This window comes from Candidatus Avelusimicrobium luingense, assembly GCF_902757105.1.
Classification (GTDB): domain Bacteria; phylum Elusimicrobiota; class Elusimicrobia; order Elusimicrobiales; family Elusimicrobiaceae; genus Avelusimicrobium; species Avelusimicrobium luingense.
Genome location: NZ_CACVTK010000005.1, coordinates 41,667 through 63,873 on the forward strand (window position 1 = coordinate 41,667; position 22,207 = coordinate 63,873).

Below are 22,207 nucleotides of genomic sequence, written 5' to 3' on the forward strand. Positions count from 1 at the left end.
AAATGACAGTTTCAATGCAACTGACTAAACGTATTTATGCGGGCAATGGTATTACCCGTCAATGGGAAGTTGATTTTCCCTTATATGCGGCGGATAATTTACAAGTATTTATTACGTCTCCGCAAGGTGTGCAAACACAAGTAACTACGGGCTATGCCTTAAATGTTACTAATGATATGTTAACGTATCCTGTCGAAGAAAGCGGACAAGAACCGTTAGCCAGCGGTTGGACAATTACGCTCGTACGTAACACACCGCCTACCCAACAAATCGATTTGCTTAGGCAAGGAGAATTGGATGCCGAAGTATTAGAGCAAGGATATGATAAATTAACCTTGATTGCGCAAGAATTATCGGAAAAAATAGACCGTTGTATCAAATATCCCGTTTCTACCCAACCGGGGGCATTAGATACCGATACTTTTTTTAATGAAGTAATGACAGCCAAACAGAGTGCTGTAACGGCTTCCGTCGAAGCGGCCGCGGCCGCCAATACGGCTTCTGCCAGCGCGGCTATAGCCACCAGCACTGCCCAGCAAGCCGTAAGCGATATTGCGATGGCGAAACAAAATGCTACCGGGGCAATTAGTGCGCAAACACAAACGGCTTGCCAACAGGTAGAACAATCTACGGCAGCGGCTGTCGGCGCTGCACAAACGGCTCAATATTATGCCGAACATACATTAGGAAAATTTGTCGGCGAAGTGTTTTATTCGCAATCTTCTTCTGCTCAAGATAACCCCGGCGGTCTTCCGTTATTTACCGGTGAAACGATTGCTAATGCCGATGAACTCTATCCGGACTTTTATCAATGGGTAGCGACACATACGGAATTACAAATCTCTGCCGCTGATTATGAAACCGCCATTACGACTTATGGCGAATGTCCGAAATATGTCATTGATACCACTAACAAGACTATCCGTCTGCCTAAACTTACCAACTATGTGAAAATGGCTAATACGACAGATGGTATCACGCAAAGTGGCGCTGTGCCGTCTGGTGCAGGTGCCGGAAATTCTTCTCAATGCGGGGCAACTCCGGCGCATACAACCTTGTATCCGTGGGTGTGTGCTTATAATGCTGCTATTCCGGCAAGCACCGCACAAGCCGCCCAGTTTCAACAAGCATTGACGGGGAAAACGGATACTGATTTGAGCAATATAGCAAATGTAAGCCAAACTGCCCGTGCAGAAATTGTTTCGTGGATGATGCCCGATTATGAATCGGCGGTGGCTATTACCGCTACGGTTGTTGGCACCTATAATTGGGTGCAGATTCCTTGCGACGCTATCGTTTGCGTACACGACCCTGCAAACCAAGACCACGATTTGTTTATTTCAAAAACAGGCAGTACGGCTGATGCTATACCGTTGATTATATTTCAAGATGCCTCTAACGGTAGTGGTTTCGGAAACGGCTGGGCATTAGTGCCGAAAGGTTGGTATGTTTCGTGTCAAGGGTTTGCGGGAACTACCGCTACTTATTATCCGTTAAAAGGAGTGAACTAATATGTTTGCAAAAATCGTAAATGAAGAAACTAAACTTTGCGAAGTCGGTTTAGGAACTAATACAAAGTTTTATAAGTCTATCGGTATGACCGAAATGGAAGTGGAAAAATCATATAACGGCTGTTGGTATGTGAAAGGTTATGCGCCGCAAAAACCGCACCGTCAAGAAATAGAAGAACAAGTGGCGCAATTAGAGTCGCAAACAGGGCTTATTCGGCCCATGCGCGAAATGGTGCTTTCCGAAAATAGCGGTGCCAGCGAGTATGTGAAAATGAAAGCGCAAGAAATTGAAGAACTCGCCGAGCAATTACGGGAATTGTTATGAACCCGGCAGATATCGGTTTAACGTGGAAAGAAGTGCTATATCTTACTTTTATGGCGGGGTTTGTGTGGTTTGAACTCAAAGCCATTCGGCGGGATATCGCACGACTTGATAAGAAAGTGGAAAAGCATAACAACTTTGACCGCCGTATTATCCGGCTTGAAACTTTGGTAGAAGTTAAGGAACACGAACAATGCCAAAATTCAGTAACGCAAGCAAACAACGATTAGCCACTTGCCACCCCGATTTACAGGCCGTTTGTAACGAGTTAATCAAGCAATATGATTTCTCGGTACTGTGCGGGCGTAGGGGGGAAAAAGAGCAAAATGCCGCTTACAGGCAAGGCACAAGTAACGTGAAATATCCACACTCGGCGCATAACAAAACGCCGTCTTTGGCGGTGGATATTGCGCCCTATCCTATTGACTGGGATAATTTAAGCCGCTTTAACGAAATGATAGTCCGCTTTGATACGATAGCCAATATGTTACGCCAAAGCGGGGAAATCACAAGCCATTTTGTTTATGGCGGTAAATGGGCCAAGTTAAAAGACTGGCCGCACATTGAAATCAAGGAGTAATAATATGGACTGGATCATGCAACATTGGAAAGATATTTTAGCCATTATCGGCGGAGTGGTAACGGTATGCTCTATTATCGTTAAACTTACGCCCACGCAAAAAGACGATGGAGTATTAGCCAAGATTATCAAAATCTTGTCGGCGTTGGGTCTTTTCAACCCCGACGGCTCCATGACGAAATAATGCAGTATTTATTAGCGTTAGTGTTTGGGTGCGGTTTAATCGGTTTGGTTGTATATTTTGCCAAACAAGACGGCGAACGTGCCGAGCGATTAGCCGCACTCAAACGAGAAATCAAAGAGCGTGAAAATGCCCAAACTATTATGGATCATGTGCGCCGTACTGATATTGACCGGGTGCGCGACAAATTACAACAAACGAAGTAACGCTTGCATGGTGGGCTTTGATTACAAAGATACGGGCGTGAACGACCAAAATGCGCGGGCATTACTCGCGCATTATTGTATATGCGTGGATGATAGTTTATGTCAATGAAATAATTGAATTGACCATAAAAAAAGCGGGACAGGGTGTCCCGCTTTTCTCTTGTTGTAAAAAGTCAATTAGAATTTACCGTCTCCGGCATGACCGTTAGTGACGGCGAAGCAGAATTTAGACGCTTCCGTACCATCATTAACATCCGCATCGGCTTCGGTAGTATCGTTTGTCATTTTTACACAAGTGCGTCTATGTGTAAATGTCCCGTTGGCTTGTTCGGTAATAACGGTTTTGAGTCTGTATTTTTGTGTACCGGGCAAATCACGGGTGGCATTGATGGTAATGGCGTTGGCATCGGTTGCTGTGGCGGTCATGGACATAATAAAGGATTTACCACGATAAACGTTACCGATCATAGGAATTTCAACATCTAATTTGGTAAATGCGGTATCACAGGAAACACTACCGCCACAGGGCCATACATCTTTTTGTAAACGATAACGTTCAACAGACCCGGCCATCGCGCTCATTAAGGTTAACGCTTCTGCGGCGCGCGATTTTTCTACAGCCGTAGTATATTGCGGTAATGCTACTGCCGTCAAAATACCGATGATCAGTACTACTACTAATAGTTCAATTAAAGTAAAACCACGACGATTTTGTTTGTGTTGCATAATTTTCTCCCTATATACTTAAAACCAACTACTCATAGTATAGCAAAAAACCGCTTAAACGCAATAGGATAAATAAAAAAATCTATAAGGCTATATAATATTTGAAATGAGAATAATTGAATATAATATCCAATAAAAAACCCCGCTTACACGGGGTTTTATATCCAGCCAAGACGGGGCCTTCGCCTTCCGGTAAAACTCCTGACGGAGTTTTCCTGCAGGCCGGGCTCGCGGTTTTTGCCTTTCGCGGCTTGCACACGCTCAAACAAAAACAACGCTGCGCCTTTCGCTCCCCCACGGATACCAAGCAGTTGGTATCCTGTCTTGATTCGGACATAAAAAACCCCGCTTATGCGGGGTTTTTATATCCAGCCAAGACGGGACTTCGCCTTCCGGTAAAACTCCTGACGGAGTTTTCCTGCAGGCCGGGCTCGCGGTTTTTGCCTTTCGCGGCTTGCACACGCTCAAACAAAAACATCGCTGCGCCTTTCGCTCCCCCACGGATACCAAGCAGTTGGTATCCTGTCTTGATTCGGACATAAAAAACCCCGCATAAGCGGGGTTTTTATATCCAGCCAAGACGGGGGATCGAACCCCGGACCTATCGCTTACGAAGCGATTGCTCTACCAGCTGAGCTATCTTGGCGACAAATTCTTAATACCCTTATATTTTACAAAAAAAGTAAAATTTTTGCACGTCTCTTTTCGGGAAGGCGGGGGTTAACGGACATTTTGTTTGGCTCGCCGGGCATTAAGTTGGGCTTGCAGTTGCAAGGCGGGGATATAATTGCGGTTTCTTTGCAAAAATTCCGGCTCGGTTACTCCGTCGGGCCCTTTGTATAATTTATCTAACCAGTTTTGGGCTTCTTCTACATTGTTTTCCAATAGTCCGATTTGTGCCAAATAAACATAGGTTTCGGGGTTTGTCGGGTTGCTTTGTAAGGAACGCTCAAACGATTGTTTAGCATGGGCCATATGGTCTATGGCTTCTTGTCTTAATTGTTGATGTTCTTCTAATGATCGCGCATGGGCGGACATTTCAGAGCGTGTCAGTGCCATTTTATAATACAGTTGGCCCATGTTGTGATACAACAGCGCATGGTTGGGCGAGCGTTTTGCAACGATTTGAAAATCGGCTAATGCGCGGGAAAAATCGTCGGATGCTGTTTTTTTATCGCCGCGGTTAGGAAGTATCGATTTATCCAAATTCCACAGTCCCATAAAGATATTGGCGCGAAATTGGCGATATTCGCTTTGTAAAGGGTTAAGCCGTACGGCTTTGGTAAAATACATGGCCGAACTTTCTAAATCGCGTACGTTGTTAAGCGCAATGGCCAAACTGTAAAAATGATTGGCTTGGAACGGACAATAAGCAATAACTTCCAACGGAAGTAATAAAAATAACGGAATAAAAGCAAGCGCAGAGCGTAATTTTTTAGCACTTTGCCAAACAACAATTCCCGCTCCGATTACACAGGCGCCCAAACATATTCCCGCCGCTAAAATTTGTAACCAATCGCCCAGTGTCTTAAAAGTCAGTACATGCACAATGTCTTTGAACGATAACAAAATCCAACCGGCCAGTCCCGCCGTCCCGACCGTTAAACCCCACCGCAAGGCGATAAGCAATTTTGGATGTTGAACCGGCAAAGGTTGACTTTCTTCCGGTTTTTTAGGATAACACAAAGCGGGTAAGACACCCATAAATAACGCAAAGAAATATCCGCTGGAAGCAAAGTGTATGCTGATATCTACCCAACTGTGCACAAACATTCCGAGTAAGGCCGCCGTATAACCTAGCAAATAATACTGCTTTTCGGGGGGGAGTTCTTCTCGGCGTAGCGTGCGCACGGATAAGTAAAACAAAAATCCCATCCACCATAAAAACACCGCTAACCCGATAATACCGCAAACAGCGGCTTGCTCTAATAATTCATTTTCGGCGTGTTGGGTTTCGGTATTATGGGAATTTTCAATATAGAAAATTTGCGGGCGGCGGTAGGCACTGTAAATGGTTTTGAAATTGCCGATTCCCACCCCTAAAACGGGCGAATCTTTAATCATTTCTACCGTTCCGCGCCATGTGTGGGTACGGAAATTGACCGATTGAAACCGTTTGGCGGTATAAAAACCCACTAATACCGCCGTGGCCACTATTGCGCATAACGTCACTACATTGATACGCAAACGGTATTTTTTGATACGTTCGTTGAAGTTGGCCCATAACAAGGCCCCGGCTGCTAACGCAACGGCATACGCAATCCACGCCCCTTTACTCTCGGTAAAAAAGAGCAGTATAAGCCCTATCCCATTTAAGAACAGGTATTTTTTTTGTCGGGTTGCCAAATAAACGCCCGATAAAATACACGACGAGAAAATAATAAAATCAGCAAAAAAGTTGGGATTAGCGTGCGTGGAAAAAATACGTTTTGTAAAAAAACCGCGCCAAGGCATGGGGTCTAACCCGGGGGAAAATCCGTCTGCTACTTGTACTACGCCATACGCAAACGAAATTACCACGGCCCAAATAATCCATTTGGTAATGCATTTGACATCTTGAAATGTAAATTCGGTAACGGCAAGAATCGTAATGAAACCATATAATAAAAACCGGATAAATTCTTCGGCGGCTTCCAAGTGTAGCGGGGCAAAGATATAGCACACGATATTCCAACCAAGATATACAAATAGAGGTAATAAAGATAAAATAGTTTGTTTGGAAAAGGGGTTTTTTCGGCGGGAAATTTGCAATGCACTCCATAACGCAAGTAGCAAAAATCCACCCATATGCAACAAGGTTAATTTCACTTGTGCCGAATCATACGTGGCCGTAAAAAAAGAAATGCTGATTAAACACCCTAATGCTCCGGTAATGTGTACCAGCGCGCGGTGAATATATGATTCTGCAGTTTGGGAAGTTGCTGCATTTTTGTGTGCTTTTTTTACCATATTTATATAGTAACAAATTATAGCGCGTCGGGTTTGAGAAGCCTGCCCATAGTGTGGTTTTTTTCAAGTGGAAATACTTGATGTTTTTTTTTATACTATAATTTAACTGTTGGAATAATTTAGTAAAGAGGATTTATTATGAAAAAACAACTGTCGGGGCGTTTAGAGGGATTTACGCTTATAGAATTATTAGTGGTAGTTCTTATTATTGGCATTTTGGCAAGTGTAGCCTTGCCGCAATATAAAGTGGCGGTAATGAAAGCGCGTTTTTCCGAAATTCGCGGGGCGGTAAGCAGTTTTGCCAAAGCATTTGAACTTTACTATATGGCTAATGGGGAATATCCGGGGGGAACGGGTTGGTCAAGTTTCAGAGATTCGTTGGATATTGATTTTGATAATTGTACGGCATCCGGCGATTATTTAACATGCCCGAATTTTACTATTGATATTCGTGAACACAGCCATCGTGCTAATTTAGGGTATGCGCCAAATTATCAGTATGGTTATGCCCAATGGTACAGCAATTCTGATTATCCGGATCGTAAGGAATGTTTGGCTTGTTCTACAAATCCTACGGCGGTCAGTATGTGTAAAAGTATGGGTAGTACGCAAGTAAGAACCATACAATACGGCGGCGGTTGTGTAATGAACGCATACGAGATTGCATTATAAAAATACCCCGGGGTTGAAGCCCGGGGTTTTTTGTTTATTTAACTTTTTCAATAAGTTGCTTTACTGCGTCGCCTAATTTCCACCGCACGGCCTCTTTTTCGCGGCGGTTTTTATATTCACACTCGCCGTCTTTGACGGTGCGACTGCTAACGACCAAACGGTGCGGCAGACCGATTAAGTCCATGTCTTTGAATTTGATGCCGGGGCGTTCGTCGCGGTCATCTAGCAAGACGGAAATTCCCGCACTTTCCAATTGCGCGCAAATTTCGTCGGTATATTTTTTGACTTCGGGGTTGGAGTCGTAATCAATGGCTACGAGTGCCACATCAAACGGGGCTAAAGGCTCGGGCCAAATAATACCGTTGTCGTCGTGGCTTTGCTCAATGGCGGCGGCTACTACGCGGCTGATACCGATACCATAGCAACCCATAATCATCGGTTGGGCTTTTTGGTTTTCGTCTAAAAAGGTGGCGTGCATAGCGGCAGAATATTTGGTGCCGAGTTTGAACACGTGTCCCGTTTCAATGCCGCGCTTAAACGTGAACGGTGCTCCGCACCGCGCGCATTTATCGCCGGCGGAAGCCATTTTAAGGTCGGCATACACGTCCACTTGAATATCGCGCTGGGGGGTAACGTTAACGGCGTGGACATCTTTTTCATTGCCGCCCGCTACACCGCTCACAATATTTTTTACGTAGTTATCAGCGTAAATTTTAACGTTCGGGTTTTTGGCTTTCAACCCTTGGGCCCCCGCAAACCCGACGGGCGAACCGGTCACTTGCGTATAGACTTCTTCGCTGGCTTTTTCCAGTTCGTTACATTTTAAGAGGGCTCTAAACTTAAATTCGTTTAACTCGTGGTCGCCGCGAACAAGTGCGATGACGGGTGTCCCGTCGGCGGTGAAAACGAGTAGTTTGATTAGTTTTTCACTCGGTACGCCCAATAGTTGGGCTACGTCTTCTACGCTATGCGCGTTAGGCGTGTTGCGCTTTTCGATAGGTTTTAAGTCGGCCATGTTAATTTGCACGTCGGCCGGTTTTAGAATTTCCGCTTTTTCCGTATTGGCGGCATATCCGCAGGCCGTACAGTTGGCAATAGTATCTTCGCCGGTGTCGGCCAGTACCATAAATTCGTGCGAAAAATTCCCGCCGATAGATCCGGTGTCGGCTTCTACTGCGGCAAATTCAAACCCACAGCGTTTGAAAATGCGCTGATAGGCGTCATACATTTTTTTATACCAGGTAGAAGCATCTTCATCGGTGGCGGCGAAAGAATAAGCATCTTTCATATAAAACTCACGCGCACGCATGACGCCAAAACGGGGGCGGATTTCGTCGCGGAATTTGGTGCCGAATTGATACAAACAAACGGGTAATTGTTTGTAAGAAGATACGTCTTTGCGTACGAGATCGGTGATGACTTCTTCGGCGGTCGGAGCGATACAAAACTCGGCCTGTTTGCGGTCTTCAAAACGCAGTAATTCTTTGCCGTAAAAAGTCCAACGTCCGCTTTCTTCCCAAAGTTCTTTGGGTTGCACCACGGGTAACCATACTTCGCACGCGCCGGCTTTTTCCATTTCTTCGCGCACGATATTTTCTACTTTTTTAAGAACGCGCAAACCAAGCGGTAACCATTCATATAGGCCGCTGGCGAGTTTGCGAATGAGTCCCGCGCGAATCATCAGTTTTGCCGAGAGTGTATCAGCATCTTTCGGTGCTTCTTTTAAGGTTGGAATATAGTAATTTGATAATTTCATAATTTATTTGTCCTTATTTAATAGAGTGATTTCCTTGTAAATCAGTACGATTAGGGCAAGTTTCCGATGATTGCGCCGGATGTGTACGATAATAACGAACAAGGCGCACATAAATATGTTCACAATACCCTTTATAGTCGCTGTAGTAGATATGATCGATAATGTTAGATTCATTTACATTAGCATGAACGACACATCTGCCTTTCATAAAGGACCACTCAAAATATTTTTTTCCATCTACGGTTTTTTCTCCGGTAGGAAGTCCTATTGTTTCAAAAGCAAATTCTTTTTTGCAACCTTCTAACCCTTTAATAATTTTGTCCACATTACGGGGAATATTATAATTTGGATAAGCAGGTTTTGCGTGGTCTTTTTGTGATGCTTGCTTCGTTGTTGAAGTGACACACGCACTCAATAAACTAGAAAATATAATTAAAACTATTATTTTTTTCATATTATTTCTCCCAAGTGTTAATTTTTTCTATTAAAAAATCTACCCATTTTTCTTGCGGGAGTTTGAACATCGTTTGTCCGTGTTCAAAGTAAAGACCTTCACCTTTGCCGCCGGCAATACCAAAGTCCGCATCGCGCGCTTCGCCCGGGCCGTTGACAATACAACCCATCACGGCAATTTTTAAGCCGGTGGCTTTTTGGCGCAAGGCACTGTCGTTATAAATTTTTTCTTCTAACGCGTGTACGGTGCCCGTTACGTCCACTTGTGTACGTCCGCACGTCGGGCAGGAAATCAAATTCGGGCCGTATTCGCGCAAATTTAGCGCTTTTAAAATCTCATACGCGGTGCGTACTTGCAAGCGCGGATCTTCGGTTAACGAAACGCGAATCGTCGCGCCGATTCCTTGTTGTAAAAGCGTTCCTAACGCTACCGCGCTCTTGACGGTACCGCTTAAAAAACTGCCCGCTTCGGTAAGCCCGATATGTAAGGGAATATCGCTTTGTTTGGCAAAAAGTTCGTTGGCTAAAACGGTGCGTTTGAAACTATCTGATTTAAGCGAAACGACGACATCTTTGAAATTCAGTTGCTCTAAAATGTTGGCTTGTTCCAGCGCCTCATTGACCATAACTTCGGCCCATTTATCGTCGGATAGTTCCATGCGGCCCTGTACTTGTTTTAAGTATTTTACACTTCCCGCATTCACGCCGATACGAATGGCCACGCCGTGGTCTTTGGCGGCACGCACCACTTCTTTGGTGTTTTCTACCGCACCGATATTCCCCGGGTTAATGCGCACTTTATCTACGCCTTGTTTGATGGCTTCCAATGCAAGTTTATAGTCAAAATGAATGTCCGCCACCAAGGGGGAGTGAATTTTCTTTTTAATTTCGCCAATGGCTTTGGCGGCGTCCATATCCGGCACGGCTACGCGGTTGATTTCGCAACCGGCTTGTTCCAACGCGCAGATTTGCGCGGCGGTTTCTTGAGGGTTGCGCGTGTCGGTATTACACATACTTTGCACGCGTACCGGGTGCCCTGTCCCTAAAGTATAAGGCCCTACTTTTACTTCTCTAGTCTTGTACATTTTTAACCTCGGGTGAAGATGTTTTTTCGTCAGCCGTCTGCGTTACAGCGGCGGCGGGTTTGGCGGGGAAAAATATGCGTTTAATGTCGGAATAAGACGCATAGACCACCAGTAAAATCAGTAAATACAGTCCGCAATTTACGGCAATATTTAAAGTTTTTTCCGTCGGTAATTTGTGTGTCAATCCTTCCCATAAATATACAAGCGCATAACCGCCGTCTAATATCGGGATAGGAAATAAGTTAAACATCCCTACCGCTACGGATAATAAGGCAATTAAAAAGATAAAATCTACGATATTGCGGTGCGCCGCTTTATGAATGACGTTTACAATACCAATCGGCCCGGCCAGTTCCGGGGCTTTTTTCTGCTTGAAACTGTGCGCTAACGACGTAAGCGATAAAGCCGTCCAATAATAACATTGATAAAACCCTAACCCAACGGCTCTCCACACGCCGACATCTTCATATTCCGGTTGCACGGTAATGCCGAGCACCTTGGGCTTATCGGCGTTGAATTCGTTGTCTTTAATAATTTTTGTTTGCGTTTGACCGTCGCGCAAAAACGTAATGGTTAAATCGCCTTCGCGTGCGGCAAGCGCGTCATTGAGTTCTTGCCAATTGTGAATATCTTTGTCGTTTAACTTTACAATCACGTCGCCGGGTTGTAAATCTATTTTTTCGGCCGGATACCCTGTAACTGTTTCGCCGACGGTAGCCGATAAACGCGTGGGATCCGTTTGCGGTACCCCTTTGAAGTAGGCCAGCCCCATAAATAACACCGCCGCAAGCAGATAGTTAAACAGCGCTCCGTTAACTACCATAAAAAATTTGGCGTACCATTTTTTAGCGGCAAATTCGTAGGGCTTAGGCGGCTCGGTGGCGTTTTCCGGGTGGAACATCGGCCCGGCCGGCTCTACAAAACCGCCGAACGGAATGGCACGGATTTGATAGTCGGTATCGCCTGATTTTTTATGCCACAGTATTTTGCCAAATCCGAATGAAAATTCATTGACACGAATGCCTGTTAAGCGGCAGGCTAAAAAATGCCCAAACTCGTGCACGATGACAATCGGACTTAGTACAACCAGAACAGCAAGAATAGAAAGTAACATAGATTCTCCTAGATAATGGCCTTGCGGTAACTTTTATCTGCCAGTATTTCTGTGGCTTTTTCGCGCGCCCACCGGTCGGCTTCTACCGCTTGGTTGAGCGTGGCATCGCCGGGAGTTTGCGGGGCTGCTTTAAGAACCGAATACACCAGTTTGGCTATATCGGTAAATTTGATTTGGCCGTTCAAAAACGATTCTACGGCAATTTCATCAGCCGCACTTAATACGGCGGGGAAAATACCGCCTTGCCGCGCCGCGGCTAAAGCCAGTTCTAAGCAGGGAAAGCGGTTCAAATCAGGTGCGGAAAATTCCAATTTGGCAACTTCAAATAAATTTAATTTTTTAACCGGGCCGGGCAAGCGTTTGGGATATGTAATAGCGTATTGTATCGGCACACGCATATCCGGCTCACCCATTTGGGCTAAAATCGCCCCGTCGTAAAATTCTACCGCAGAGTGGACAATAGATTGCGGATGAATAACAATTTGTACTTTTTGCTCGGGCAAATTAAACAAATTCATAATCTCAATAGATTCAAACCCTTTGTTCATCAGCGTTGCCGAATCAATGGTAATTTTTTTACCCATTTTCCAGCGTGGATGATTTAGTGCTTCTTCGGGGGTGACCGTAGAAAGCGCCCCTTTGCGTTTGGCAAACGGCCCGCCGGATGCCGTTAAAAAAATGCGGGAAATATCTTGCGAAATCGTAGGATAAGAATGTTCGTCTGCCATGCCTGTTAAACATTGGAAAATCGCTGACGGTTCGCTATCTACCGGTAAGATGGCTCCTTTCCAACGCTGACATTCTTTCATTAAGGTCTTGCCGGCCATAACCATGGGCTCTTTGTTGGCAAGGGCTACTGTTTTGCCCGCTTTGATGGCAGATACAAGCGGTTGAAAGCCTATGGCTCCGACGACACCGTTAATAATTAAATCGGCACTGGGAAGTGAAGCCATAAAGCAAAGACTATCAATTTCCGGCGGTAAAAGCCGGGTGCAAGTAGGTATTTGATCTTTGATTTTTTCGTAAGTGGCCGGATTCATAACGGCCGCAAAACGGGGCTTAAATTGATGAACTTGTTTTAAGAACAAATCAGCGTTGTTGTTGGCCGACAAACCGAGCACTTGATAGTTTTGCCCCAGACGGGAAATTACATCTAAAGAGGACGTGCCGATGGACCCGGTAGAACCTAAAATGACAATGTGTTTCATAACGTATAAAGTACCACGTAATAAAATAACGGTGCAAGCAGTAAATAAGAATCAAAACGGTCTAAAAATCCGCCATGACCGGGCAGCAGGGAAGAAGAATCTTTTACTCCTGCAGAGCGTTTAAGTACCGATTCGGCCAAGTCGGATACTTGCCCGATAATAGCCACTAAAAGCCCTAACCAAATGGCCGTTTTAACAGACATATAGGTCGGTAAAAATAAATGTTGCATGAGTACGGCTGCTCCGATGGCCAGTAACGTTCCGCCGATGGCGCCTTCCCATGTTTTTTTGGGGCTGACTTCAGTATTAAGTTTGTGGCGTCCAAAAAACCGGCCCGAGAAATATGCTCCGGTATCGGAAACCCAAATCGTAATCATCATAAACAACGTCAAATATTCGCCGTATTGCGGGATATCGCGCAAGTTGATTAAATGCGCCAAAGACCAAGGAATTAGGAATATTCCCGCCAATGTATTGCATACACGTTCCCAGGAGCGTTTGGGTGTAATGACTTCTAAAAATAATACGCCGCACAGCACCACACTAATGGCAAAGGGGTATAAGTTATCGGGCAGTTCGCTTTGAAGTGAGGTGCGGCCTAAAATAGCCACGGTGGCCATGATGGCACCGAATAATAATAAACTAAGTGTATGAATGGGTTTTTTACCCATGGTCAACACTAAACTGTATTCGTATAGACACAGTAAAATTACACAGCCTACAAAGACCATGTACACAATACCGCCAAAATGGATAGCGGCTAAAATAACGGGAAGGCCGATAACGGCCGTTAAAATTCTAGGTAATAGCATATTTTTATTTTACTAAATTTCCGTACGCGCGTGCGCAAGGTTTTAGATGCCGCCGAATCGGCGCGAGCGGTTTTGATAAGCGGCAAGGGCTTTTTCAAATTCGGTTTCATCAAAGTCCGGCCACAAAACGGGGGTGAAATAAAATTCACTATACGCGGCTTGCCAAAGCAAAAAGTTGGAAAGTCGCTCTTCTCCCGATGTGCGGATAATGAGTTCCGGATCGGGTAAATCGGGATGATAAAAATAGCGGCGTAAAGTATCAGGGGAGATGTCTTTTTCTCCGGCGGCGATGGCCGCATTTATAGCGTGTGTGATTTCTTGTCGCGCTCCATAATTAAGGGCTAGGTTGACGGTTAATCCGGTATTTTGCGCCGTTGCGGCGATAGCCTCATCAATTTGGGTAAGCAAAGCGGGGGGGAGCGGTTCTCGCTCGCCGCTGACCCACAAGCGAATATTTTCTTTAGCGGCAGTTTTGGTATAGTCTTGCAAGGTTTTTGACAACAGTTTCATCAGTCCGTCTATTTCTTCTTGCGGACGACTCCAATTCTCCGATGAAAATGCATATAACGTAATAAACGCAATTCCGTACTTGCGCGCGGCTTTTAACGTGCGCTCTACGGCCTTGGCTCCGGCATTGTGCCCGGCTAAACGCGGCAAATGGCGGGCTTTGGCCCAACGTCCGTTACCGTCCATAATAATGGCAATATGTTTGGGATGTGCGCTTATCATATATGATATTTTACTTTATTAGAGAGACTAAAAAATAGAGCCCTTTGGAGGAACTCTATTTTTTAGTAATTATGTATGGCGAAGTTATATCTTCATGATTTCGGCTTCTTTGTTGGCGATGACTTTATCAATCTGCGCGATGTTTGCATCGGTCGCTTTTTGGACATCACCTTCGTAGCGCTTGAGATCGTCCTCGGTAATTTCAGACGCTTTTTGCGCTTTTTTAAGTTTTTCCATGACGTCGCGGCGGACGTTGCGTACCGCTACTTTGAAATCTTCGCTCATTTTGGAAATGTTTTTGGCGAGTTGTTTGCGGCGTTCTTCCGTCATGGACGGGAGCGTAATACGAATTACTTTGCCGTTGTTAACAGGGCTGGCCCCCAAATCGGCTTGTTGGAGTGCTTTATCAATATCATTAAGCGAACTGATGTCCCACGGTTGAATTTCCAACGTTTTGGCGTCTAAAATGTTAATGACGGCCATTTGTTTAATCGGGGTAGGCGTGCCGTAGTAATCTACGCGGATGTTTTCCAAGAGTCCCGCGCTGGCGCGTCCGGTGCGGATAGTAGCCAAATCGCGTTCCAAGCGGGCAACGTGTTCGGCCATATCGGTTTTCGTTTTAGCGAGTAAAGTGCTGATTCCTTCCATAATAACCTCACAAATAAAGTTAATTTATTATAGCAATTTATTTCTTCTTGCACCCTTTTGGATATAAATCGCAATAGGTGGGTGCTCGCGTCTCTTCGGTAGCGGCGGGGAAAATCATGCCGTTATCCAGCACGGTAGCATGGTTTTCGTTTTCTTTCCATGATCCGTAATACCGGTTGGTGTGACCGTTTTTGGTTTCCGCCAATCCGTAGCGGCGCGGGGTATTTTCCGTGCTGACAGACGGCCAAATAATTTGTACATATAATTCATAATCCGCGGAAACATTGGCCGGATTTTCTGTCAGTTGCGTAAGATGTCTTACGGAAAAAGAATGAAAATGATGTTCACTGTCGTATCCGATATCTTTAATGGTTTTAGTAGCAAAATCGCGTGTCAGTTTACTGATTACAATTCCGTCCCCGTCAAAGGTAAGATCTTTATAAGGAAGTAAATTCCCGTTATATAAATGAGCACCCCACACCCGTCCGGCCAAAACAGGGCGTATTAAATGCTGATGGGGGGAATTGTAAAACGGCGGTGTATGGAAAATATAACGCGTTTGCAAAATATTTTGGTCGAAATCGTCGCGTTCGTGCAGGACGTCATCTGAAAAATAGAAAATACTTTTTAATTCTTTCGGATATTTATATTCGTAACACATCATTCCCGTTGTTTTGCCGCCCCACATGTCCGTGGTAGGGCAATCTATTTTTTTGTGGGAAACCGGGCGTTTGCCGGTAGCACTGCGGAAGGTTAAATTGTCGCGGTGTAGGGGTAATTTTTTACGCCAGCGTTCATTTTCCGCTTGAAAGAATTGCTCTTGCAATTTTTTATTGTCCGCACGGCGTTTGGCATTGTTGAATAAAATGTTTTCTACTTTGGTGGTGTCCTCTTCCATTTTGGCTAAATCGGCTTCGGACGGGTTTTCGCCGTATTTGAATTTGACGGCGGTTTGGGCGTTAACGGGTATCAGTTTCTTGGTAAATGTTATGTTGGTATTACCGAGTTTACTGAGTTTGGCAACCGTTTCGGCAATTTTCGGTGGCAAAACGGTAGATAAATCTTGCGCGTCTAATCGGTCGAGTTCTTCTTCGGTAAGCGGTTTTTGATTGGGGGATTGTGTCTGCTTACGGGAAGCCAAAAAAACTACAAGCCCGGTAAATAAAATAAAAATTCCAATCAAAGGGATAATACGTTTTTTCATTCAGATTTCTCCGGATAAAGTCAATTTTATTATATCAGTTTTGGGTTGGATGATTTGTGCCATTTGATTACATTTTTTTGCTGAATTTTTTGTATTAAAGTAAAATATGAAAAAGGAGACTAATTATGGAAAATAAAATGGCGCGTCGTTCGTATGGTTTTACGTTGATAGAATTATTGGTAGTGGTGTTAATTATCGGTATTTTGGCCGGTGTGGCACTGCCGCAGTATAAAAAAGCGGTTTTGAAAGCGCGTCTGGTGGAAGTGGATACGACGATGGATACTATTTTTAAGGGCATGCAACTGTATGTGTTAGCAAACGGGGCTCCCAGTTCGGGTATTTATGTAACGGACGAACTTGCTACGGAAGCAAAATTTACCAGTTATGATGACGCGGGCAACCATTATAATAAGTTAGGAAATTGGCGTTTTGGAATTGATAGCGGTTCCGGGTGGGTACATTTGTACGCCGGAAGTTGGATACATAACGGATATATTTCTCAATACTTATATTGGGATACGGGTAAGCGTGTATTGTATGCTGTTCCGGATAATTTGTCGGACCGAAAAGTCGTTTGCCAATGGTGGGCCGAGCGGTTTGGAGTAGATTCTATGATAGATGTCAATGGTTCTTGGGGACAGGCTAAAACGCATTGTGCCGCCGTCGGTGTTCAATAAAAATATCGCATAAAAAATATCCGGAGTCTTTGGTGACTCCGGATATTTTTTTGTTTTCTTTAGTAAATTAAAGTACCGATTTCTTCGCCGCACAAGGCTTTTTTAATATTGCCTTTTACGTGTAAATTAAATACTTGTATCGGCAATTGTTTCTCCATACACAAGGCAAGCGCCGCTGTATCCATAAATTGCAAGCGTTTGGCGATAGCATCGGTATATGAAATTTTGCGAATGAGTTTGGCATCGGGATTTTTGCGCGGGTCGCTATCGTACACGCCGTCCACTTGCGTGGCTTTGAGCAAAATATCGGCATTGATTTCAGAGGCACGCAAAGCCGCTGCGCTGTCGGTAGTAAAGAACGGGTTGCCGGTGCCGCCCGCAAAAATAACGACGCGGCCTTTTTCTAAATGGCGAAGTGCTTTTCTGCGCACAAATGCTTCGGCCAGTTGGTAAATGTTGATGGAAGTTTGCACGCGGGTGGGAACGCCGGCTTCTTCAATGGCAGACTGCAAGGCAATAGCATTGATGACCGTGGCGAGCATGCCCATACTGTCCGAATTGACGCGGTCAATAACGCCGCCCCCGTCGCGTACGCCGCGCCAAATGTTTCCGCCACCGATGACGATGGCTAGTTCGCAATTGCTATGGCGGTAAGCGTCGGCAATTTCTACGGCGATTTCTTTTAAGGATTGCGGGTTAATTCCGCGGTGGCCTTCGGCCGTCAGTGCTTCGCCGGATAATTTTAATAAAACTCTTTTTTTCTTGGTGGGGGTCATAGCATTCTCCTTATGATTTTTTACAGTATAGCAAATTTGATATGATAATAACGCAATATGTTGTTGATTCTTAACAAGACTCTTGACAATGTTTTTTTTTGTTATACTTTATAAAAGTGATGTTAAATATTAAAGGAGAAAATTTATGAAGAACACAAAAGCGGGTCATTTAGACGGTTTTACGCTGATTGAATTATTGGTAGTGGTGTTAATCATTGGCATTTTGGCGGCGGTGGCGGTACCGCAGTACCAAAAAGCGGTGTGGAAAAGCCGCTACGTTCAAGTAAAAACGATAGCCAAAAGTATTGCTGATGCACAAGAAGTATATTATTTAGCCAATGGACATTATAGTAGTTCTTTAACCGATTTGGATATAGATTTGCCTGCCACGAGCTATTCTAACGGTGCTTACACGGCCTCGTTTCCTTGGGGTTGGTGTGGATTGGATATTTTATCGGATGTTGTCCGCTACGATATTCAATGTATATTAAAAAAGAACGGATCGGATTATTTAAGGTATGTACTCGGGTTTGACCACAGTGCATTTCCGTCGGATGGTGGGGGCGCTGTGTGTGTTTCTCACAGCACTAATGCCAGCGATGTGAATTACCAGGTCTGTGTAAATGAAACGGGCACGAAATCTGGCAGTAGTTGGGGCACAAATACAACGGGCTTTTATTATCAATAAACAAAACCCCCGCAAAAAATCTTGCGGGGGTTAATCTTACCACAACTTTTCAATTAGAAACGCACAAAGCGTACAACGCTCAGTTCGCAACCTAATTTTTTAGATTCTTCCTTTAAGTAGTCCGCTACGGTTTTTTTGTTATCTTTAATCGTAGGTTGTTCTAAAAGGCAGTTATCCTTGGCAAACTTTTTGACTTTGCCGGGGAGCATTTTTTCAATGGCTTCGGCGGGTTTGCCTTCGTTTTGCGCTTGCGTGCGATAGATGTCGAGTTCGCGGTCAATGACTTCTTGCGGAATATCTTTGGCATCTACCCAACCGCTTTGCATACCGACGGTGTGCATGGCAAGTCCGCGGGCGATTTCGGTCGCGGCGGCTTTGTCGCAATTACCTTTGACGGCCAATTCCAAAATGGAGGCTTTTTTATTGTCCGAGTGGACATAATAAGCCATGACGGAATTTTCGGCGGGCGTCCAGTTAAAAGCACCTTTGAAGGTGGTGTTTTCACCAAATTTCGGGGCGCGTTCGGTAATTTGGGCTTTGATGTGTTCATCATTCATGTAGTCCAAACCCGGGTGCTCGAGCACATATTGGGCGAGTTCGTCGGCGAGTTTAATAAAATCGTCGGTTTTGGCCACAAAGTCGGTTTCGCAACCCAAGTACGCCATAGCGAAATTTTTGCCGTCGGTTTTGACGCTTACGCGGCCTTCTTTGGTGTCGCGGTCGGCGCGTTTAGCCATAGCGGCCAAGCCTTTTTTGCGCAAGTACACGATGGCTTGTTCCATATCGCCTTTGCATTCCGTAAGGGCTTTTTTGCAATCCATCATACCGGCGCCGGTTTTTTCTCTTAAGGTTTTAATATCATCCATTAAAGACATGGTTATTTTTCTCCTAATATCGGCTAATTTTACGGAAAGTTCCCGCGGGGGGAACTCTCCGCAGAAGCAAAATTATTTGGCTTCTTCTTTGGCAGTTGTTTCCGCTTTTTTAGCCGCCGTTTTTTTGGTAGCGGTGGTTTTTTTAGCGGTGGTTTTTTTGGCTTTGGGTTTATCTTCCGTAGCCGTTTCTTCCGCTTTTTTAGTCGCTGTTTTTTTGGTAGCGGTGGTTTTTTTAGCGGTGGTTTTTTTCGCTTTGGGTTTATCTTCCGTAGCGGGTTTTTCTGCCTTTACTTCTTCTTTAGCCGGTTCTTCGGCGGGTTTTTCTTCCGCGCTAACTTCTTCGGCGGCTTGTTCTTTTTGTTCGGCGGCTAACATCGCGCTTTCAAAGGCTTGTGCCATGACCGGGTTTTCTACGGCCTTTTCTTCTTCTTTGGCGGCTTTGGACGGATCGGCTTCGGCGCGACCTTCTAAAATAGAGTCGGCCATCGCGGCGCAGAACAATTTAATAGAGCGAGCGGCATCGTCGTTACCGGGTACGGGAACGCTGATCATATCGGGGTCGGCGTTGGTATCGCAAACAGCGACTACCGGGATGCCTAACGTGTAAGATTCGCGTACGGCACCGGCGGTATCTACCGGGTCAATTACAAAAACTACATCGGGAAGAACCTTCATATCGCGGATTCCGCCCAATAATTTTTGCAAGCGTACCATTTCTTTGGTTAAGCGGCTGGCTTCTTTTTTGGAAATGGCTTTGAAAACACCCGAGGCTTCCCATTTTTCAAGTTCGTTCAAGCGTTCAACCGATTTTTTTACGGTTTGAAAGTTGGTTAACGTTCCGCCGAGCCATTTCTCGTGGATGCAATAAGCACCGCAGCGAGCGGCTTCGGTTTGAATGGCTTCTTGGGCTTGTTTTTTCGTGCCGACGAACAAAAATTTAGCACCTTTTTTGCTTTCTTCTTTTACAAAAGCGCAGGCTTTTTTAAGTTCTTTAGCGGTTTTTTGTAAGTCTAAGATATGGACACCGTTTCTTTCACCGAAGATAAAGCGTCCCATTTTCGGATTCCAGCGGGAAGTTTGGTGACCAAAATGCACACCGGCTTCCAACATGGCTTTCATTGATACATTACTCATTTATTTTTTCTCCTGTGGCTTGCGCCTAAATTAAGGTAGAGGATACCTCGGTGGCGTTTGCCTTGGTGATGTCGGAACAGGCATTTGATTTACTGACTTTTTTCGCCTTTCCGCTCAATTTCACCTATTACATTATATAAAAAAGGGGAAAGTGTGGCAAATTTTATATCCGTGAGAAATTTTTATTTGACATGGTTTTTTTTTTTGTTAAAATTTGTTCAATGATTGATTGTATTAAAAGGAGAAAAAAATGAAAAATACGGTCTTTGATTGTCCAAAAGGTTTTACGTTGATTGAATTATTAGTAGTTGTATTAATTATTGGGATTTTGGCAAGTGTGGCTTTGCCGCAATATCAAAAAGCAGTATGGAAAAGTCGTTTTACGCAGGCCAAAGTCGCTGCGAAAAGTATTGCAGATGCCGAGGAAGTTTATTATATGGCCAACGGAACCTATACAACCGATTTTGAACAACTGGCCGTTTCGCTGCCATCATCATGGGTGGACGAAGGAAACCATATCGTTGGTTTTTCGTGGGGATCTTGTACGATAAGCGTTAGCAATGCAAGCAGGAGTGTTGTCTATTGTGTATTGAGAAAAAATGAGAGTGATTATTTGGCGTATTATATAGACTTTCTAAACAGTGCCTTTGATCCCGGACAAATTTATTGTTTGGCATGGGGATCGGGAAGCAAACCTACAGCCTCGGATATCAATTATCAAATTTGCAAAAGTGATACCAATGACCCTTATCCTAATTCTTGGTCGGAGCAAGCATACGGTTGGAATTACTAGATAATACAAATAACACCCCCGGTTGCTGTATGAGCGAAATCGGGGGTGTTTTATGTGTACGTTAAACGGCTTGGAAAAGTCTACGGGATAGAGTCCATAATTTGACGGAGTTCTTCTTCGCTTTTATCACGCACTTCCACTGTTTTTTCTTTGCCTTTGTTCCCTTTGACAATAATAATACTTGTTTCGGGTACGTTAAAAAAATCTGCCAAAAATGTTTTCATAAGAGCGTTGGCCGGTTCGTCATCTACCTTTTTATTTTTAATTTTCACACGTAGCACGCTACCGATGCGGCTAATCACTTCGTTGCGTCCCGCGGTGGGAATTAAACGGACTTTAATAATCATATAACGACTCCTTAATTTAGGTAAATAACTTGCTGCCAATTCTCGGTAACGTAGAGCCTTCTTCCACAGCCACCATGAAATCTTCACTCATTCCCAAAGATAAATACCTTTCTTGCTCTTTTGGGAAATCCTCGTCAAACGCTTTTTTCAGCGGTGCAAATAAGGCACGTAATTCGTTTTCCGTTGCACCTTGCGGAGCGATTGCCATATACCCGCACGCTTGTAAGTTTTCTAACCCGCGTATTTGTTTAACCAACTTGCGCGCTTCTTGTAAAGACAAGCCCGATTGGGTTTCGCGTTGGGTTAATTTTACTTGCACAAGCACCCGTAATTTTTTTCCGGCTGGCGTGTGCTTATCTAAAATTTCCGCGGTTTCAAAATTATCCAGCGAATCAATAAAATCAAAAAATTGTGCGGCTTTGGCCGCTTTGTTTTGTTGCAAATGCCCGATTAAATGTTTTACTACGTTAAAACTTGCAAACTGCGGGCTTGTCCAACGTTTGAGTGCTTGTTGCACCCGCGACTCGCCGATGTGTTTTAATAGACCTTGTTGCAACAAAAATAGTACATCGGTATCAGGGGCATATTTAGTAACGGCCAGTAAGGTTATTTCTTGCCGGTTACGTCCGGCTTTTTTACATGCCGTTGCCAGGGAATTTTGCACGTCTTGAAAATTTTGGAGTAATTTTTCTTCCCTGTTCATAAAAACCCCTTGACATATTATACAAAAATTTACTTTAATACGCCATTTTTTTTAGCAA

At 44.5% G+C, this 22,207-nt stretch carries 26 protein-coding genes and 1 tRNA gene; 10 read left to right on the forward strand and 17 right to left on the reverse strand.

From position 1 onward, the window contains the following. Positions 1-2 precede the first annotated feature (2 nt). From ACQY3H_RS05300 to ACQY3H_RS05325, 6 genes are read left to right on the forward strand one after another with little or no spacing between them, the layout of a single operon-like run. Positions 3-1,511 carry a hypothetical protein gene (locus ACQY3H_RS05300; protein WP_428075537.1) on the forward strand — a complete coding sequence of 503 codons (1,509 nt, stop codon included), beginning with the start codon at positions 3-5 and terminating at the stop codon, positions 1,509-1,511. A gap of 1 nt (position 1,512) precedes the next feature. Next, positions 1,513-1,836 carry a hypothetical protein gene (locus tag ACQY3H_RS05305; RefSeq protein ID WP_428075538.1) on the forward strand — a complete coding sequence of 108 codons (324 nt, stop codon included), beginning with the start codon at positions 1,513-1,515 and terminating at the stop codon, positions 1,834-1,836. Beyond that, positions 1,833-2,063 carry a hypothetical protein gene (locus ACQY3H_RS05310; RefSeq protein WP_428075539.1) on the forward strand — a complete coding sequence of 77 codons (231 nt, stop codon included), beginning with the start codon at positions 1,833-1,835 and terminating at the stop codon, positions 2,061-2,063. The genes ACQY3H_RS05305 and ACQY3H_RS05310 overlap by 4 nt, the downstream gene beginning before the upstream one ends. After that, the gene (locus ACQY3H_RS05315; protein WP_428075540.1) at positions 2,027-2,413 is read left to right on the forward strand and encodes a M15 family metallopeptidase; all 387 of its coding nucleotides are present in this window, start codon (positions 2,027-2,029) and stop codon (positions 2,411-2,413) included. The genes ACQY3H_RS05310 and ACQY3H_RS05315 overlap by 37 nt, the downstream gene beginning before the upstream one ends. 4 nt (positions 2,414-2,417) lie before the next feature. Continuing rightward, positions 2,418-2,597 carry a hypothetical protein gene (locus ACQY3H_RS05320; RefSeq protein WP_428075541.1) on the forward strand — a complete coding sequence of 60 codons (180 nt, stop codon included), beginning with the start codon at positions 2,418-2,420 and terminating at the stop codon, positions 2,595-2,597. Further along, positions 2,597-2,800, forward strand: coding sequence for a hypothetical protein (locus tag ACQY3H_RS05325; RefSeq protein ID WP_428075542.1), 204 nt, complete (start codon positions 2,597-2,599; stop codon positions 2,798-2,800). The genes ACQY3H_RS05320 and ACQY3H_RS05325 overlap by 1 nt, the downstream gene beginning before the upstream one ends. A gap of 177 nt (positions 2,801-2,977) precedes the next feature. Here the strand turns inward: ACQY3H_RS05325 and ACQY3H_RS05330 are convergent, their stop codons facing one another. The 3 genes from ACQY3H_RS05330 to ACQY3H_RS05340 form a co-directional block, all read right to left on the reverse strand. Next, positions 2,978-3,526, reverse strand: a complete 549-nt coding sequence (locus ACQY3H_RS05330) for a type IV pilin protein (protein WP_428075543.1) — start codon at positions 3,524-3,526, stop codon at positions 2,978-2,980. Between the two features lie 573 nt (positions 3,527-4,099). Further along, a tRNA-Thr gene (locus ACQY3H_RS05335) sits at positions 4,100-4,172 on the reverse strand. Positions 4,173-4,246: 74 nt separating this feature from the next. Further along, positions 4,247-6,475, reverse strand: coding sequence for an O-antigen ligase family protein (locus ACQY3H_RS05340; RefSeq protein WP_428075544.1), 2,229 nt, complete (start codon positions 6,473-6,475; stop codon positions 4,247-4,249). 138 nt (positions 6,476-6,613) lie between these two features. Between ACQY3H_RS05340 and ACQY3H_RS05345 the strand changes: the two genes are divergently transcribed. After that, positions 6,614-7,147: a type IV pilin protein gene (locus ACQY3H_RS05345; protein WP_428075545.1), complete on the forward strand. Its 534-nt coding sequence runs from the start codon at positions 6,614-6,616 to the stop codon at positions 7,145-7,147. A gap of 34 nt (positions 7,148-7,181) precedes the next feature. On the opposite strand, the gene ACQY3H_RS05350 is transcribed toward ACQY3H_RS05345, so the two are convergent. The 9 genes from ACQY3H_RS05350 to ACQY3H_RS05390 form a co-directional block, all read right to left on the reverse strand. Next, positions 7,182-8,903 carry a proline--tRNA ligase gene (locus ACQY3H_RS05350; protein ID WP_428075546.1) on the reverse strand — a complete coding sequence of 574 codons (1,722 nt, stop codon included), beginning with the start codon at positions 8,901-8,903 and terminating at the stop codon, positions 7,182-7,184. A gap of 13 nt (positions 8,904-8,916) precedes the next feature. Further along, on the reverse strand, positions 8,917-9,357 hold the full coding sequence (locus ACQY3H_RS05355) for a hypothetical protein (protein ID WP_428075547.1): 441 nt from the start codon (positions 9,355-9,357) through the stop codon (positions 8,917-8,919). 1 nt (position 9,358) lies between these two features. Next, complete coding sequence (gene ispG, locus ACQY3H_RS05360; RefSeq protein ID WP_428075548.1) at positions 9,359-10,441, reverse strand: flavodoxin-dependent (E)-4-hydroxy-3-methylbut-2-enyl-diphosphate synthase; 1,083 nt, start codon at positions 10,439-10,441, stop codon at positions 9,359-9,361. Continuing rightward, positions 10,428-11,555, reverse strand: a complete 1,128-nt coding sequence (locus tag ACQY3H_RS05365) for a M50 family metallopeptidase (protein ID WP_428075549.1) — start codon at positions 11,553-11,555, stop codon at positions 10,428-10,430. Before ACQY3H_RS05365 ends, ispG begins: the two co-directional genes overlap by 14 nt. An 8-nt stretch (positions 11,556-11,563) precedes the next feature. Beyond that, on the reverse strand, positions 11,564-12,763 hold the full coding sequence (locus ACQY3H_RS05370) for a 1-deoxy-D-xylulose-5-phosphate reductoisomerase (RefSeq protein WP_428075550.1): 1,200 nt from the start codon (positions 12,761-12,763) through the stop codon (positions 11,564-11,566). After that, positions 12,760-13,575 (reverse strand): phosphatidate cytidylyltransferase, encoded by an 816-nt coding sequence (locus tag ACQY3H_RS05375; protein ID WP_428075551.1) that lies wholly within the window; start codon positions 13,573-13,575, stop codon positions 12,760-12,762. Before ACQY3H_RS05375 ends, ACQY3H_RS05370 begins: the two co-directional genes overlap by 4 nt. A gap of 42 nt (positions 13,576-13,617) precedes the next feature. After that, on the reverse strand, positions 13,618-14,304 hold the full coding sequence (locus ACQY3H_RS05380) for an isoprenyl transferase (protein WP_428075552.1): 687 nt from the start codon (positions 14,302-14,304) through the stop codon (positions 13,618-13,620). Between the two features lie 84 nt (positions 14,305-14,388). Continuing rightward, positions 14,389-14,943 carry a ribosome recycling factor gene (frr, locus tag ACQY3H_RS05385; protein WP_428075665.1) on the reverse strand — a complete coding sequence of 185 codons (555 nt, stop codon included), beginning with the start codon at positions 14,941-14,943 and terminating at the stop codon, positions 14,389-14,391. A gap of 46 nt (positions 14,944-14,989) precedes the next feature. Further along, complete coding sequence (locus ACQY3H_RS05390; RefSeq protein WP_428075553.1) at positions 14,990-16,156, reverse strand: hypothetical protein; 1,167 nt, start codon at positions 16,154-16,156, stop codon at positions 14,990-14,992. Between the two features lie 125 nt (positions 16,157-16,281). On the opposite strand from ACQY3H_RS05390, the gene ACQY3H_RS05395 reads away from it, so the two are divergent. Next, a complete protein-coding gene (locus tag ACQY3H_RS05395) occupies positions 16,282-16,833 on the forward strand; it encodes a type IV pilin protein (protein ID WP_428075554.1) in 552 nt (183 codons plus the stop codon). 59 nt (positions 16,834-16,892) lie between these two features. Here the strand turns inward: ACQY3H_RS05395 and pyrH are convergent, their stop codons facing one another. After that, positions 16,893-17,609 (reverse strand): UMP kinase, encoded by a 717-nt coding sequence (gene pyrH, locus ACQY3H_RS05400; RefSeq protein ID WP_428075555.1) that lies wholly within the window; start codon positions 17,607-17,609, stop codon positions 16,893-16,895. A 145-nt stretch (positions 17,610-17,754) separates the two neighbouring features. Here pyrH and ACQY3H_RS05405 point away from each other — a divergent pair, with 145 nt between their 5' ends. Beyond that, positions 17,755-18,297 carry a type IV pilin protein gene (locus tag ACQY3H_RS05405; protein WP_428075556.1) on the forward strand — a complete coding sequence of 181 codons (543 nt, stop codon included), beginning with the start codon at positions 17,755-17,757 and terminating at the stop codon, positions 18,295-18,297. A gap of 53 nt (positions 18,298-18,350) precedes the next feature. Here ACQY3H_RS05405 and tsf read toward each other — a convergent pair whose 3' ends face one another. Both tsf and rpsB read right to left on the reverse strand, forming a co-directional pair. Continuing rightward, positions 18,351-19,172, reverse strand: a complete 822-nt coding sequence (gene tsf / locus ACQY3H_RS05410; protein ID WP_428075557.1) for a translation elongation factor Ts — start codon at positions 19,170-19,172, stop codon at positions 18,351-18,353. 72 nt (positions 19,173-19,244) lie between these two features. Then, entirely contained in the window at positions 19,245-20,306 is a 1,062-nt protein-coding gene (rpsB, locus tag ACQY3H_RS05415; RefSeq protein ID WP_428075558.1) for a 30S ribosomal protein S2, read from the reverse strand. Positions 20,307-20,556: 250 nt separating this feature from the next. On the opposite strand from rpsB, the gene ACQY3H_RS05420 reads away from it, so the two are divergent. Then, positions 20,557-21,099, forward strand: a complete 543-nt coding sequence (locus ACQY3H_RS05420) for a type IV pilin protein (RefSeq protein WP_428075559.1) — start codon at positions 20,557-20,559, stop codon at positions 21,097-21,099. An 80-nt stretch (positions 21,100-21,179) separates the two neighbouring features. Here the strand turns inward: ACQY3H_RS05420 and ACQY3H_RS05425 are convergent, their stop codons facing one another. Both ACQY3H_RS05425 and ACQY3H_RS05430 read right to left on the reverse strand, forming a co-directional pair. Beyond that, positions 21,180-21,446, reverse strand: coding sequence for a DUF167 domain-containing protein (locus ACQY3H_RS05425; RefSeq protein ID WP_428075560.1), 267 nt, complete (start codon positions 21,444-21,446; stop codon positions 21,180-21,182). A 16-nt stretch (positions 21,447-21,462) separates the two neighbouring features. Beyond that, positions 21,463-22,149 (reverse strand): YggS family pyridoxal phosphate-dependent enzyme, encoded by a 687-nt coding sequence (locus ACQY3H_RS05430; RefSeq protein ID WP_428075561.1) that lies wholly within the window; start codon positions 22,147-22,149, stop codon positions 21,463-21,465. Positions 22,150-22,207 lie beyond the last annotated feature (58 nt).

What these genes read in the sequence shown, in the direction of transcription:
- ACQY3H_RS05300 (WP_428075537.1), top strand. Translation starts at nt 3, where the DNA reads ATGACAGTTTCAATGCAACTGACTAAACGTATTTATGCGGGCAATGGT.
- ACQY3H_RS05305 (WP_428075538.1), top strand. Translation starts at nt 1,513, where the DNA reads ATGTTTGCAAAAATCGTAAATGAAGAAACTAAACTTTGCGAAGTCGGT.
- ACQY3H_RS05310 (WP_428075539.1), top strand. Translation starts at nt 1,833, where the DNA reads ATGAACCCGGCAGATATCGGTTTAACGTGGAAAGAAGTGCTATATCTT.
- ACQY3H_RS05315 (WP_428075540.1), top strand. Translation starts at nt 2,027, where the DNA reads ATGCCAAAATTCAGTAACGCAAGCAAACAACGATTAGCCACTTGCCAC.
- ACQY3H_RS05320 (WP_428075541.1), top strand. Translation starts at nt 2,418, where the DNA reads ATGGACTGGATCATGCAACATTGGAAAGATATTTTAGCCATTATCGGC.
- ACQY3H_RS05325 (WP_428075542.1), top strand. Translation starts at nt 2,597, where the DNA reads ATGCAGTATTTATTAGCGTTAGTGTTTGGGTGCGGTTTAATCGGTTTG.
- ACQY3H_RS05330 (WP_428075543.1), bottom strand. Translation starts at nt 3,526, where the DNA reads ATGCAACACAAACAAAATCGTCGTGGTTTTACTTTAATTGAACTATTA.
- ACQY3H_RS05340 (WP_428075544.1), bottom strand. Translation starts at nt 6,475, where the DNA reads ATGGTAAAAAAAGCACACAAAAATGCAGCAACTTCCCAAACTGCAGAA.
- ACQY3H_RS05345 (WP_428075545.1), top strand. Translation starts at nt 6,614, where the DNA reads ATGAAAAAACAACTGTCGGGGCGTTTAGAGGGATTTACGCTTATAGAA.
- ACQY3H_RS05350 (WP_428075546.1), bottom strand. Translation starts at nt 8,903, where the DNA reads ATGAAATTATCAAATTACTATATTCCAACCTTAAAAGAAGCACCGAAA.
- ACQY3H_RS05355 (WP_428075547.1), bottom strand. Translation starts at nt 9,357, where the DNA reads ATGAAAAAAATAATAGTTTTAATTATATTTTCTAGTTTATTGAGTGCG.
- ispG (WP_428075548.1), bottom strand. Translation starts at nt 10,441, where the DNA reads ATGTACAAGACTAGAGAAGTAAAAGTAGGGCCTTATACTTTAGGGACA.
- ACQY3H_RS05365 (WP_428075549.1), bottom strand. Translation starts at nt 11,555, where the DNA reads ATGTTACTTTCTATTCTTGCTGTTCTGGTTGTACTAAGTCCGATTGTC.
- ACQY3H_RS05370 (WP_428075550.1), bottom strand. Translation starts at nt 12,763, where the DNA reads ATGAAACACATTGTCATTTTAGGTTCTACCGGGTCCATCGGCACGTCC.
- ACQY3H_RS05375 (WP_428075551.1), bottom strand. Translation starts at nt 13,575, where the DNA reads ATGCTATTACCTAGAATTTTAACGGCCGTTATCGGCCTTCCCGTTATT.
- ACQY3H_RS05380 (WP_428075552.1), bottom strand. Translation starts at nt 14,304, where the DNA reads ATGATAAGCGCACATCCCAAACATATTGCCATTATTATGGACGGTAAC.
- ACQY3H_RS05390 (WP_428075553.1), bottom strand. Translation starts at nt 16,156, where the DNA reads ATGAAAAAACGTATTATCCCTTTGATTGGAATTTTTATTTTATTTACC.
- ACQY3H_RS05395 (WP_428075554.1), top strand. Translation starts at nt 16,282, where the DNA reads ATGGAAAATAAAATGGCGCGTCGTTCGTATGGTTTTACGTTGATAGAA.
- pyrH (WP_428075555.1), bottom strand. Translation starts at nt 17,609, where the DNA reads ATGACCCCCACCAAGAAAAAAAGAGTTTTATTAAAATTATCCGGCGAA.
- ACQY3H_RS05405 (WP_428075556.1), top strand. Translation starts at nt 17,755, where the DNA reads ATGAAGAACACAAAAGCGGGTCATTTAGACGGTTTTACGCTGATTGAA.
- tsf (WP_428075557.1), bottom strand. Translation starts at nt 19,172, where the DNA reads ATGTCTTTAATGGATGATATTAAAACCTTAAGAGAAAAAACCGGCGCC.
- rpsB (WP_428075558.1), bottom strand. Translation starts at nt 20,306, where the DNA reads ATGAGTAATGTATCAATGAAAGCCATGTTGGAAGCCGGTGTGCATTTT.
- ACQY3H_RS05420 (WP_428075559.1), top strand. Translation starts at nt 20,557, where the DNA reads ATGAAAAATACGGTCTTTGATTGTCCAAAAGGTTTTACGTTGATTGAA.
- ACQY3H_RS05425 (WP_428075560.1), bottom strand. Translation starts at nt 21,446, where the DNA reads ATGATTATTAAAGTCCGTTTAATTCCCACCGCGGGACGCAACGAAGTG.
- ACQY3H_RS05430 (WP_428075561.1), bottom strand. Translation starts at nt 22,149, where the DNA reads ATGAACAGGGAAGAAAAATTACTCCAAAATTTTCAAGACGTGCAAAAT.